This is a genomic window from Pseudomonas sp. NPDC089734 (assembly GCF_044748865.1).
Taxonomy (GTDB): domain Bacteria; phylum Pseudomonadota; class Gammaproteobacteria; order Pseudomonadales; family Pseudomonadaceae; genus Aquipseudomonas.
The window spans coordinates 1-13,569 of record NZ_JBIVGV010000029.1 but is presented as its reverse complement, the minus strand read 5'-3'; the positions used below and the strand labels follow the sequence as shown (position 1 = coordinate 13,569).

The window sequence follows — 13,569 nt, the reverse complement described above, 5'->3', positions numbered from 1 at the left end:
CATAACCCCGTAGGAGCGAATTCATTCGCGAAAAGGCCGGTACAACCTGCAGAGATGCGTTGCTTGAAATACCGTCTTCGCGGATGAATCCGCTCCTACTGCCATAACCCCGTAGGAGCGAATTCATTCGCGAAAAGGCCGTCACTTGAGCGTGACGGTGCCTTTCATCATGCTGATGTGGCCCGGGAACGAGCAGAAGAACAGGTATTTCTCGGCTGGATTGAGCTTCGATACGTCGAAGGTCACGGAGTCTTTCTCACCGGCCCCAATCACCTTGGTGTGAGCGATCACACGGGTATCGCCTTCTTTCAGGTACTGCTTGTCGATACCGGCACCCAGGCCGTCAGTAGCGATGGCTTGTGCGTCAGCCTCTTTGCTCAAGACCCAGTTATGGCCCATGACGTTCTTCGGCAGGCTGCCGGAGTGCTCGAGATTGACGGTGAACGTCTTGCAGCTCTTGTCGATTTCGATGGCTTTGGTGTTGAACATCATCTGGTCAGTCGAGTCGACAGTGGTCGAGCATTCGGCAGCCAACAACTGACCGCTGGCCAGCGTCAACAGTGAAACAGCTACAAGCTTGCGAATCATATGAATCTCCAGGGCAGGGTGCTTCATTAATGTGGTGAGAGACTGCCCGATTCAGGGTCAGGTTCCAATGACCTGCGTCAAAAGGACTCTCAAGGGGTACTTATCAATCAAAGGCTGGCTATCGCCACCATCGAAACAATCAAACAGCCAGTCGGCCCGGACCTCTCTACCATCGGCACATCGCCCATCACGGAGAATCCATCATGCCGCTCAATAGCCTGTTTCGCAGTTTGCTGGCCGCTTATGCCTGCGGAGCCAGCGCAAGCTGCCCGCACGATACCTATGACCGTGTCCGGCACACAACCTGATCGCTTAATGAACGATTTGCGAGCCCAGCTAATTAATCACTGAGCGGCATCACGGTCACCCGGACTTCGGGATCATGACTTCCGCCCCCCAGAATCACACCGCGCAAGGGGGAAACATCGGAGAAGTCGCGCCCCCAGGCCAGGCAGATGTGTTCCAGCGCGGGCTGGATATTGTTGGTCGGGTCGAAATCGACCCAGCCGGAGGCCGGACAGAAGACCGACACCCACGCATGGGAAGCATCGGCCCCGATAAGCCTCGGCTGACCGGGAGGCGGCTGGGTCAGCAGGTAACCGCTGACATAACGCGCCGCCAGGCCGCGAGAACGCAGACACGCCAGCATCAGGTGAGCGAAGTCCTGACAGACACCCCGGCGTCTTTCCAGCACCTCCACCAGCGGTGTCGCCACTTGCGTGGCCTCGCCGTCGAAGGTGAACTCCTCGAAGATTTTCTCCATCAAGGCCTGTACGCACAGCAGCAAAGGCCTCCCCGGCGGGAAGCAGTCTTCCGAGAACTCGGCGAACGAACGCTTGAGATGCACATAAGGCGACTCGAAACGATACCGACAGGCCTCGAGAATATCGGAGGTCATCGGAAAGGCTCCGTACGTCAGAGCACTACGGGTCACTTCCCAGGCCGGGGAAAGGTTGAAATCCAGCACCGGACGGGCCAGCACCTCCACTCGCAGCCGGGCGTTGACCTGCAATTCGTCATGGGGGCGCTCGAAGGCAAGGCGAGTCAGCGGGTTACCGAATACATCCAGCTCATCCCGACGCGTCGTGGGCGTCGGCAGGATCTCGAGATGCTGCTCGATGCAGCGCTGCCACGGGTTGTTACGTGGCCATAAATGCGCCAGTTGTTGCGCCAGCGACACAGGGTTGTCGTATTTGTAGTGAGTGTCGTGAAGGATCTGGTAATGGGCACTCATCAGACGGACACCGTACGCTGGCTGACATCATCGACATGGGCGAAGTGGCGCAGCGCAAGCCGGTCGGAAACCTGCCCGCTGGTATCGCCAATGGTCTGCAGAAGGTCTGCCAGACCTTCAAGCACCGCACGGGTACTGCTTTCACCGAACAAGGGGTTCTCCAGGCTGCCAAGATCGAAGTTGGACAGACGCGGTATCAGGACCGCAAGGCTTCTGTCGCAAGGCGCACCGAAATCGTCGTTCAGACGTCGCTGCGAGCGCTCGACCTGCTTGAGCTGAAACAGTACCGCGTGAGGGTTCTGCTCATCGAGCAGCAACAGGTCCAGCACCGGAATCAGATGCGGAATGGCCATGTAGCGCGAGCGATAGGTAATGCTGCTGTTGCCCAGCTCCAGCAGCCAGTCCAGCCCCGACTGATCGGAGGTCGCCGCCGCGCGCAGAAAGGCCGCAAGGCTTGAGCTGAGAAACTTCAGGCGCTCGATACGACGCCCGATCATCAGGAAGCTCCAGCCTTCGTCACGGGTCATGTCGTCCAGGGCAAACCCGGACAAGGCCGCCAGCGACATGACCAGACGGTTGAGGAAATCCAGCAGTTCACCGAAATCCGGCTCACGGGTTTCCAGGCTTGTGGCTTCGCGTTGCAATTCGACCAGTGCCTGCCAGTTTTCCCTGGAAAGCTTGCCCCGCACCTGAGACGCCGCCCACTGCATGCGTTGCAGATTGGAGCGCAGGCTGAAAGGCCACTCTTCGCCCATCAGGGCCGTGAGCAGACGATCAGGCAGTTCCTCACCTTCCTTCGCCTCCGGCAGCAGGTTCAGGCTCTCGGCCAGTTCCACGGCAGCCTGCAAGGCCTGGGGATCATCGCCATCGATATAGCGCGTCAGCATGATCCGCAATAAACGGGCGCTGTCATCGCAACGCTCGCAATAACGCCCGAACCAGAACAGGTTTTCCACGACACGGGACGGCAGGTACGGGTCGCGGCGAATCAGGTCGTAGACCCCCAGCGGTCGTTGCCCCTTCCACGGCTCTCCAAGATGGGAATAATGCTCACCCAATACCCAGGTGTCCTTGCTGGCACCGCCACGCTGCATGGAGATCACGTCGGCATCGGCTTCGGCGGCCACACGGGTCAGCCCTCCGGGCAACACGCGATACCCGTCCATACCCGCCACGGCATACACCCGCATCCCGATGGCACGCGGTTGCAGCCCTTGTCCATCCGTCTGAAGAACCGGCGCATGAGACAACTGCGCCAACTCCTGAGCGACATACGCATACGGCCTGGCCTGCATGCGCTCAGCCAGCACCTTGCGCTGCTCTTCGTTCAAATCGCGACCGAAGACCGGTGCGAAACGTTGCGAGGGGAATGCCGGCTTGATCAGCAGTTCGGGAAGCTTCTCCAGCGCCTGAGCCAGAACCGGCGGCTCGCCGCACCACCAGGTGGCGACCGAAGGCAGGATCAGGTCCTCACCGAACAGGTACTGACTGATCTTCGGCAGGAAACCCAGCAACCCTGGCGACTCCAGCACGCCACTACCCAGTGCATTGGCGACCAGCACATTCCCCTGGCGTACCGCCTCCAGCAAGCCCGGCACCCCCAGTGCAGAGTCGGTGCGCAGTTCCAGAGGGTCACAGAAGTCATCGTCCAGACGGCGCATGATCGCGTGGACCCGGCGCAGGCCGCTGAGGGTCTTCAGATAGACCGTGGCGTCACGCACGGTCAGGTCGCTGCCCTCGACCAACGGGTAGCCCAGTTGGCGAGCCAGATACAGGTGCTCGAAATAGCTTTCATTGAAACGACCGGGCGTCAGCAGCACCACCAGTGGCGAGTCGGTGCTGGTAGGGGCCTGACGGACAAGCGTCTGCTGCAAGGCCCCGAAGAAACCCGACAGATGCCTGACCTGCAGATCGCGATAGGCCTCCGGCAGAGTCCGCGCAACGATCTGCCGGTTCTCCAGTGCATAACCGGCACCGGAAGGCGCCTGGGTACGGTCGGCCGTCACCCACCATTGACCGTCTGGCGTGCGGGCCAGATCGGCAGCGTACATGTGCAGGAAAGTGCCTTCCGGTGGTCTGATACCCTGGCAAGGCCACAGAAAGTTGTTATGGCCAAACACCAGCTCGGCGGGCAACAGGCCATTGGCAATCAGAGTCTGCGGCCCATACAGGTCCGCGAGCACGGCATTGAGCAAACGGGCACGCTGCGCAATGCCTGCCGCGACATGCTGCCATTCATCGTCCGCAATCACATGCGGCAGCAGATCAAGCTCCCAGGGACGATCAGCCCCCTTGGGATCGGCATAGACGTTATAGGTCACGCCGTTTTCCTGGATCTGCCGGGTCAACAGCGCCTGACGCTGAATCAACTGCGCAGACGTGCTGCGCTGCATATGTTCATACAAACGCTGCCAGTGGGGCCGGACGGCACCACTGGCATCGAGCATCTCGTGATAGGTCCCCTCGAAAAGCGGGTAACGGTCTAGCAGGTCGGGCATGGAAGGCTCGGCAAACGGCATAAGGACTTCAGATTAGCGCAGTCAGATGTCACACCGATGTGGACACCTCCGTGTGCATCCAACTGACTGAGCCGCTTTTACTTTTATGAGTGCAGACGCATATCCAGCGTCATCGGCAGTTCATCGTTAATATTGAGCGCCGGGACCTCCCGTTTGCCCGGCGTATGCCCCACACGGAAAAACCGTGCCAGGCGCCGGCTTTCCGCTTCGTTGGCATTGACCGGCAAGGTTTCATAGTTACGGCCACCCGGATGGGCGACATGATACTCGCAGCCCCCGACCGAGCGATGCATCCAGGTATCGACCAGATCGAAGACCAGCGGCGCATGGACCCCGATGGTCGGTTGCAGGCAACTGGCAGGCTGCCACGCACGATAACGAACCCCCGCCACGAACTCCCCTGTCCGCCCGGTGGGTTGCAGCGGCACCGGTACGCCATTGCAGGTCAGCCTGTAACGTTGCGGCGGCATGCCGTTGACCCGAACCTGCAAACGCTCCAGAGACGAATCGACATAGCGCACCGCACCGCCGCCCGAGCCCTCTTCGCCCAGCACATGCCAGGGCTCCAGCGCCTGACGCAACTCCAGCTCGATGCCATTGACCGCGTAATCGCCCACTTTCGGGAATCGGAACTCAAGGTGCGCGGCAAACCAGTCGGCCTGCAGGGGATATCCGGCGACATTGAGTTCAGCAATGACCTCTGCAAAATCCTGCTCGATGAAGTACGGCAGCATGAAGCGGTCATGCAGCTCCGTCCCCCAGCGTGCCAGCTTCGCCGGTGCATAAGGCTCGCGCCAGAAGCGGGCCACCAGAGCCCGCAGCAATAACTGCTGGGCAAGGCTCATGCGGGCATGAGGCGGCATTTCAAAGGCCCGCAGTTCCAGCAGCCCCAGACGCCCCGTCGCCCCCTCCGGCGAATACAGTTTGTCGATGCAGAACTCGGCCCGATGGGTGTTGCCCGTCACATCGATCAACAAGTTGCGCAGCAGGCGGTCGATCAGCCAGGGAGCGACCTCCTCGTCCGGCTTTGGCATTTGCGCAAAGGCGATTTCCATTTCATAGAGCGAGTCGTTACGCGCCTCATCGATCCGGGGCGCCTGTGACGTCGGGCCGATGAACAGACCGGAAAACAGGTACGACAGGGACGGATGGTTATGCCAGTAGCTGATCAGGCTGCGCAACAGATCGGGACGTCGCAGGAAAGGCGAGTCCGCCGGCGTCGCGCCCCCCAGAACGAAGTGATTGCCGCCGCCTGTACCGGTATGACGACCGTCGATCATGAACTTTTCGGTGGTCAGGCGCGTCAGGCGTGCTTGTTCATAGAGAAACTCGGTGCGCTCCACCAACTGATCCCAGGAGGAAGAAGGCTGCACATTGACTTCGATCACGCCCGGATCAGGCGTGATGCGGAAATTGCTCAGGCGCGGATCGCTGGGCGGCTCATAACCTTCCAGCAATACCGGACATTTCAGCTCTTCGGCCGTGGCCTCGATCACTTCCACCAGCTCCAGATACTCTTCCAGCTTTTGCAGCGGCGGCATGAACAGGTACAGACGCCCTTCCCGCGCTTCGGCACACAAGGCCGTACGGGTCAGCCAGTCGGCGGACTGGTCGATGGCAGGCTGCGGCCTGTCGGTATCGAGTGACTCGGCAGAATGCAGCTCGCCGTGCTCAGGCAGCTCCGGAAAATCCTGATTGTGGTCGGTGGGGTGAATGAACGGGTACTCCGCCGCCTTGACCCAGGGCTGCGAAGCCAGCGGCAGGCGATAACCCAGCGCAGAATCCCCCGGCACCAGTCGACAGTGAGTGTCACGCAAATACCAGCGGCCGCTTTGCCAGCGGTCCCCCGCCGCCGTACGCGCCAGAGGCAAGACCTGACCGATGATCTTGTCCAGCCCCTGCTCGAAAACCTTGCGCAAGCGTGCCCGCTCCAGCTCATCGCTCAAACGGGAGTCTTCGGCCGTCACGTTTACAGGCAATGCGCCCTCACGCCACAGGTAATAGAGATTGTCCTCGTAGGCGGGAAAGACAAAGCGAGTCGGCAGTTTCAAGCGCTCGGCAACGCTGCTCAGAAAACGCCCGGCCAGCTCACCCGTCGCACCATAATCACGGCGCTCATCGGCAATCAGCTCATCGTTGTTCCAGACCGGCTTGCCGTCCTTGCGCCAGAAACAGTTGAGCGACCATCGCGGCAATTGCTCACCGGGATACCACTTGCCCTGACCGAAATGCACGATACCCCTGGGGGCGTAATGCGCCCGCATCCGCTGAAACAGCCCGGCCGACAGCGCACGCTTGTTCGGCCCGAGCGCGGCGGTGTTCCATTCACTGCCATCACGGTCATCGATAGAGACGAACGTGGGTTCGCCTCCCATGGTCAGGCGCACATCGTCACGGGTCAGATCAGCGTCGATCTGATGGCCGAGTGCTTGAATCTCCTGCCACTGTTCTTCGGTATAAGGCTGGGTGACACGCGGCGCCTCCCAGATACGCTCAACCGACATGTCATGGCGGAAGTCGGTTTCACAAGGTTCGACCAGCCCGCTGATAGGTGCCGCCGAAGACGGCTCCGGGCTGCAGGCCAGGGGAATATGCCCTTCTCCCGCAAACAGACCGGACGTCGCATCCAGCCCGACCCAACCTGCACCGGGCAGATAGACCTCGCACCAGGCATGCAGGTCGGTGAAGTCGACATCCGTACCGGATGGCCCGTCCAGCGCTTCGACATCGGCCTTGAGCTGAATCAGATAGCCCGACACGAATCGCGCAGCCAGGCCCAGATGACGCAACAACTGCACCAGCAGCCAGGCCGAATCGCGGCAAGAGCCTGAAGCATTTGTCAGAGTGAGTTCCGGGCTCTGTACGCCCGGCTCCATGCGAATCAGGTAATCGATGTCTCGATTCAGACGCTGATTGAGCGCCACCAGAAAGTCGATGGAAGGCACAGGCTCGCGGCTGATGCTGGCCAGATAGTCTGCAAAGCGTGGCGTAAGTGGCAGTTTTTCCAGATACGGGGCCAGCTCGCGCTGCTCATCGCTGGTATAGGCGAACGGGATCTTTTCCGCGTAAGGCTCAAGAAAGAAATCGAAAGGGTTGAACACCGCCATCTCGGCGACCAGATCGACTTCGACACGCAGCTCTCTGGTTTTTTCGGGGAATACCAGACGCGCCAGATAATTGCCTTGGGGGTCCTGCTGCCAGTTGATGAAATGACCTTCAGGCAAGACCTTGAGGGAGTATGACAGCACACGGGTTCGGCTATGAGCGGCCGGACGTAGACGGACAATCTGAGGGCCCAGCTCAACAGCACGTTCATAGCGGTAATGCGTGACATGGTGCAAGGCAATATGAATCGACACGGCGTGCCTCCTGCGGCCTGGACGGTCAATCAACCGCGCAAGACTTATGCCATGCGGAGCAAAGCCTGCGCCAGCGATTACTGAAGCGAGTAATCAGCTAAGCACAGCACCAAAATCGCGCCAATAGCGCACGCAAATGAAGCAGAGCATGGATTCGCGAATGAATTCGCTCCCACACTGACCCTGTAGGAGCGGATTTATCCGCGAAGACGGCATCCCAGACGCAAGATGTTTGCGGGAACACCCTCTATTCGCGAATGAATTCGCTCCTACAGCAACCGGTAGGGGCTTTTAGCGAGGCACTACAGGCTTGCGGGCTGGCTTCTTGCCCTTCCCGCCTTTGGCAGCTTCCATACGCTCCCTGGCAGCCTGCTTGTTGCGGGCCTGCGCGGCGGCCTTGGCTTCTTCGCGCTTGTCCCAGGGCTTGCTGCCATCGCTGCCGCGTGGCGGCAGCCCCGTGTGCTGGGTCTGGATCAGCGTGGTCCGGGTATTCTTGCCAACCTTGTGGCTGCCGGCAGGCGTCGAGTTCTTGCGACGGGCGCTCTGGTAGCTGTCGGTCGCTGGCTGATGCAGAGGAATCAGCTGATGCTTGCCCGGACCGATCAGGTCGGCACGCCCCATGCGCTCCAGCGCTTCGCGCAGCATCGGCCAGCCCTTGGGATCGTGATAACGCAGGAACGCCTTGTGCAGACGACGCTGGGCTTCGCTCTTGACGATTGTGACCCCGTCGCTCTTGTAGGTGACCTTGCGCAGCGGGTTCTTGCCCGAATGGTACATGGCGGTGGCCGACGCCATTGGCGAGGGGTAGAACGCCTGCACCTGGTCGGCACGGAAACCATTGTTCTTGAGCCACAGCGCCAGGTTCATCATGTCTTCATCGGTGGTGCCCGGGTGAGCCGCGATGAAGTAAGGAATCAGGTACTGCTCCTTGCCCGCCTCTTTGGAGTACTTCTCGAACATGCGCTTGAATTTTTCATAGCTGCCAATGCCCGGTTTCATCATCTGGTTGAGCGGACCTTCCTCGGTATGTTCCGGGGCGATCTTCAGGTAACCGCCCACGTGGTGGGTCACCAGCTCCTTGACGTACTCCGGCGACTCGACCGCGAGGTCGTAGCGCAGGCCCGATGCGATCAGGATCTTCTTCACGCCCGGCAAGGCACGGGCACTGCGATACAACTGGATCAGTGCCGAATGATCGGTGTTCAGGTTCGGGCAGATGCCGGGGAAGACGCAGGACGGCTTGCGGCATGCAGACTCGATTTCCGGGCTTTTGCAGGCGATGCGGTACATGTTTGCGGTCGGGCCGCCCATGTCGGAGATCACGCCGGTAAAACCTGGCACCTTGTCGCGAATTTCTTCGATTTCCCGAATGATCGAATCTTCGGAGCGGTTCTGGATGATCCGGCCTTCATGCTCCGTGATCGAGCAGAAGGTACAGCCACCGAAACAGCCCCGCATGATGTTGACCGAAAAACGGATCATGTCGTAGGCCGGGATTTTCTCCTTGCCGTACGCCGGGTGCGGAACACGCGCATAAGGCATGCCGAACACGTAGTCCATTTCCTCGGTGGTCATCGGAATGGGTGGCGGGTTGAACCAGACGTCTACCTCGCCATGCTTCTGCACCAGTGCCCGGGCATTGCCGGGGTTGGTTTCCAGGTGCAGCACGCGGTTGGCGTGGGCATACAGGACCGCATCGTTGCGTACTTTTTCCACCGAAGGCAGACGAATGACGGTCTTGTCACGGGTCATGCGCGGGCTGGCCAGGATCTGCACCACCTTGGCTTCGTTCGGGTCCTCTACCGGGCCTTTTTCCTGCTCGATGGCACAGGCCTGGGTATCCTGGGTGTTCACGTACGGGTTGATGATCTTGTCGATCTTGCCCGGACGGTCGATACGCGTGGAGTCGACTTCGTACCAGCCCTCTGGCGTGTCACGACGAATGAATGCCGTGCCGCGCACATCGGTGATGTCTTCGATCCTGTGCCCATAGGACAGACGCTGGGCAACTTCGACGATCGCCCGTTCGGCGTTGCCGTAGAGCAGGATATCGGCGCAGGCATCGATCAGGATCGAGTTACGGACCTTGTCCTGCCAGTAGTCATAGTGCGCAATGCGGCGCAGCGAGGCTTCGATGCCACCCAGCACGATCGGCACGTGCTTGTAGGCCTCCTTGCAGCGCTGGCTGTAGACCAGACTGGCACGATCCGGGCGCTTGCCGGCCAGACCGCCCGGCGTGTAGGCGTCGTCGGAACGGGTCTTCTTGTCGGCGGTGTAGCGGTTGATCATCGAGTCCATGTTGCCTGCCGCGACACCGAAGAACAGATTCGGCTCGCCGAGCTTCATGAAGTCGTCCTTGGACTGCCAGTTGGGCTGCGCAATGATCCCTACACGGAACCCTTGCGACTCCAGCAACCGGCCGATGATTGCCATGCCGAAAGACGGATGGTCCACATACGCATCGCCCGTCACGATGATGACATCGCAGGAATCCCAGCCAAGCAGATCCATCTCTTCCCGGCTCATGGGCAGGAAAGGTGCTGGTCCGAAACATTCGGCCCAGTACTTGGGATAGTCAAATAACGGCTTGGCTGCTTGCATGTCAGGACCTACGTTTGCACGTTGGAAAAATCGCGGGCGCGGAATATAGCACAAAAAATAACCAAATCCGACGAGGATGGTCGGATTAGTCGTTTACAGAAAAACTGACGCAGAAGCGAATTCATTCGCGAATGAATTCGCCCCCGTCGAAACCGGAAATCACTCGTCCTCGAAGTTGTAACTGCCCGGTGCCAGGTTCTCGAAACGGGTGTATTTACCGATGAACGCCAGACGGGACGTCCCGATCGGACCGTTACGCTGCTTACCGATAATGATCTCGGCGACGCCCTTGTACTCGGTCTCCGGGTGATACACCTCGTCGCGATACACGAACATGATGACGTCGGCGTCCTGCTCGATCGCTCCGGATTCACGCAAGTCGGAGTTGATGGGGCGCTTGTTAGGCCGCTGCTCCAGAGAGCGGTTGAGCTGCGAGAGCGCGATGACCGGGCAGTTGAACTCCTTGGCCAGGGCTTTCAAGGAGCGGGAAATCTCGGAAATCTCGTTGGTACGGTTGTCACCGCCGGAACCCGGGATCTGCATCAACTGCAGGTAGTCGATCATGATCATCGCGATATCACCGTGCTCACGGGCCACCCGGCGAGTACGCGCGCGCATCTCGGACGGGCTGATACCTGCGGTGTCATCGATGAACAGCTTGCGGTCATTGAGCAGGTTCACGGCCGATGTCAGGCGTGGCCAGTCGTCATCGTCCAGCTGACCGGCCCGCACCTTGCTCTGATCGATGCGCCCCAGGGAGGACAGCATACGCATGATCAACGATTCGCCTGGCATCTCCAGCGAGTAGACCAGCACGACCTTGTCGCTGCGCAGCACCGCGTTTTCCACCAGGTTCATGGCGAACGTGGTCTTACCCATGGACGGACGACCGGCGACGATGATCAGGTCGGCCGGTTGCAGACCACTGGTCTTTTCGTCCAGGTCGGTATAACCGGTGGACAGGCCAGTAATCGCGTTATTGCTGTTGAACAGCGTGTCGATACGATCGATGGCCTTGGTCAGCAGGTCGTTGACCCCCACCGGCCCGCCCGTTTTGGGGCGTGCTTCGGCGATCTGGAAGATCTGCCGTTCGGCCTCGTCGAGGATCTCCTCGGCGGTACGACCTTCAGGGTTGAACGCACTGTCGGCAATTTCGTTGCTGATGCCGATCAACTGCCTCAGGGTGGCCCGCTGGCGCACGATCTGGGCATAAGCCTTGATGTTCGCGACCGACGGCGTGTTCTTCGCCAGCTCACTGAGGTAGGCCAGACCGCCGACCTGTGAGGTCTGGCCTTCCTTGTCCAGTTGCTCGGACAGGGTGACCACGTCAATCGGGCTGTTCTGGTCCGCCAGCCGGGCAATGGCACGGAAGATCAGACGGTGGTCATGTCGGTAGAAATCGCCATCGGATACTTGATCGAGCACGCGCTCCCAGGCGTTGTTGTCCAGCATCAGACCACCGAGCACAGCCTGTTCGGCCTCGATGGAATGTGGAGGCACCTTGAGGGCAGCGGTTTGCAGATCGTATTGCTCGGGGGCGGAAATATCGTTCATGGCCACTTGAATTCGAGGTTTACAGAATGGAGCTGACAGAAAGACAAAAGGCACGACCTGTAAAACAGGATCGTGCCTGATGTTAATCCTCTAGCGGGCAAGCCGCCAGACGATTGGACTGCTTAAGCAGCTACCACGACAACGCGAACGGTCGCTTCTACGTCGCTGTGCAGGTGCACGGCAACGTCGTATTCGCCGACGTTACGGATAGTGCCGTTCGGCAGACGAACTTCGCTTTTCGCAACTTCAACGCCAGAAGCGGTCAGTGCGTCAGCGATGTCGTGAGTGCCGATCGAGCCGAACAGCTTGCCTTCGTCGCCAGCGGTGGCAGTGATGGTCACTTCCAGCTCAGCCAGTTGGGCAGCGCGAGTTTCGGCAGAAGCCTTTTTCTCTGCAGCCAGTTTTTCCAGCTCTGCACGACGCTCTTCAAACGCAGCCAGGTTGGCAGCGGTTGCAGCGGTTGCTTTGCCGTATGGCAGCAGGTAGTTACGACCGTAGCCGGCCTTAACGTTTACTTTGTCGCCCAGGTTGCCCAGGTTGGCGACTTTTTCCAGAAGGATCAGTTGCATGTGAAAATCCTCTTAACTTTTAACCTTCACCGCTCGCGTTATCCGGATCCTTCGATCCAAGACGACCGCGAAAATCAATCAGGCTGTCGACAATGGCCGTAACCACGAGCAACGGACCTATCAGGTGCATGAATGGCATCAGCGTCACGTACAAACCCACCAGCCAGAAACCGGCCAGCCTTTCTTGCGCCACCAGCCAATGAATCAGGGCCAGCCCGGCGAAGACCAGCGGTATGCTGCACAACGGCAGGAGAATCAACATCTGTGCACCGAAAAACGGCCCCACAAACATGACTGCCAGCAGCAACAACGCCAGTCCCTTGGGGATTCTGATCTGGCGAAATTCGCGACCAAAACCACCCGGGTTGTACAACAACGCTTGCCAGTAGCGCCCAAGAATCAGGCACGACACACTGAAAACCTGAAACATGACCGCCATCGAACCGATAATGAGTGGCACAGTCAGTGAAGCGAGGGACGCTCGCTGGTCGACCGAGAGTTTCTCGTAGACCTCACCGAAGGCCTGGGGCATGACTCTCTCGAACTCACGCGCCAGACTATCGACCATTGGGCTGAATAACGTCCCAAGGCTCACTGCACACAACAACCCGACTGCCACGCTGACCAGCAGCACGCGATTCCAGGAATGACCTGCGCGCAAAACCAGCGACAGGCCACAAGCTCCCAACAGCACCAGCAGGGCTGTGGGATCTTTCAGGAGGAAGCAGCAAACCAGTGCTGACAACACTCCCGCACCAATGACGCCCAAGGCGTCCGAACCGCGCCGCAGTAGCGCAAGACTAGCCGCAGCGGCACTCAACCAGAACAACAGCGGCAATGCCGCAGATCCGACCACGACCAGCGTGGCCTGCACACGTCCCCGCATGATGAATTCAGCCAAGGCACGCATGCATTCGATCCCTTACTACTTTGTCGACTACCCGGTCTCAGCGGCCGTGGCTGTCGGTGTAGGCCAGCAAGGCCAGGAAGCGGGCGCGCTTGATAGCGGTGGCCAGCTGACGCTGATAACGAGCTTTGGTACCGGTGATGCGGCTTGGAACGATTTTACTATCTGCTGCGTCGTCAAGGCGTCGCGGACGTCACGCCCATGCAGTTTCCGGTCCCGGCCGGGTTTGTCTGGCACA

General features: G+C 59.7%; 8 protein-coding genes and 1 pseudogene. All 9 read right to left on the bottom strand.

Features of this window, described 5'->3' with window-relative positions; translation table 11 throughout:
• Window positions 1-141: 141 nt before the first annotated feature.
• Window positions 142-588, bottom strand: a complete 447-nt coding sequence (gene azu, locus ACIPY9_RS23875) for an azurin (protein WP_400707521.1) — start codon at window positions 586-588, stop codon at window positions 142-144.
• 340 nt (window positions 589-928) lie between these two features.
• The gene (locus ACIPY9_RS23870; RefSeq protein ID WP_400707518.1) at window positions 929-1,822 is read right to left on the bottom strand and encodes a transglutaminase N-terminal domain-containing protein; all 894 of its coding nucleotides are present in this window, start codon (window positions 1,820-1,822) and stop codon (window positions 929-931) included.
• Window positions 1,822-4,320, bottom strand: a complete 2,499-nt coding sequence (locus tag ACIPY9_RS23865) for a circularly permuted type 2 ATP-grasp protein (protein ID WP_400707515.1) — start codon at window positions 4,318-4,320, stop codon at window positions 1,822-1,824. Before ACIPY9_RS23865 ends, ACIPY9_RS23870 begins: the two co-directional genes overlap by 1 nt.
• A gap of 104 nt (window positions 4,321-4,424) precedes the next feature.
• Window positions 4,425-7,700, bottom strand: a complete 3,276-nt coding sequence (locus ACIPY9_RS23860; protein ID WP_400707512.1) for a DUF2126 domain-containing protein — start codon at window positions 7,698-7,700, stop codon at window positions 4,425-4,427.
• Between the two features lie 291 nt (window positions 7,701-7,991).
• Window positions 7,992-10,301, bottom strand: coding sequence for a YgiQ family radical SAM protein (locus ACIPY9_RS23855; protein WP_400707509.1), 2,310 nt, complete (start codon window positions 10,299-10,301; stop codon window positions 7,992-7,994).
• A gap of 159 nt (window positions 10,302-10,460) precedes the next feature.
• Window positions 10,461-11,855, bottom strand: a complete 1,395-nt coding sequence (gene dnaB, locus ACIPY9_RS23850) for a replicative DNA helicase (protein WP_400707506.1) — start codon at window positions 11,853-11,855, stop codon at window positions 10,461-10,463.
• A gap of 122 nt (window positions 11,856-11,977) precedes the next feature.
• Window positions 11,978-12,424 carry a 50S ribosomal protein L9 gene (gene rplI, locus ACIPY9_RS23845; protein WP_025258306.1) on the bottom strand — a complete coding sequence of 149 codons (447 nt, stop codon included), beginning with the start codon at window positions 12,422-12,424 and terminating at the stop codon, window positions 11,978-11,980.
• 19 nt (window positions 12,425-12,443) lie between these two features.
• On the bottom strand, window positions 12,444-13,334 hold the full coding sequence (locus ACIPY9_RS23840; RefSeq protein ID WP_400707503.1) for a hypothetical protein: 891 nt from the start codon (window positions 13,332-13,334) through the stop codon (window positions 12,444-12,446).
• Between the two features lie 37 nt (window positions 13,335-13,371).
• Window positions 13,372-13,491, bottom strand: a pseudogene (rpsR, locus tag ACIPY9_RS23835) (30S ribosomal protein S18); the annotation flags it as partial.
• Window positions 13,492-13,569: the final 78 nt, after the last annotated feature.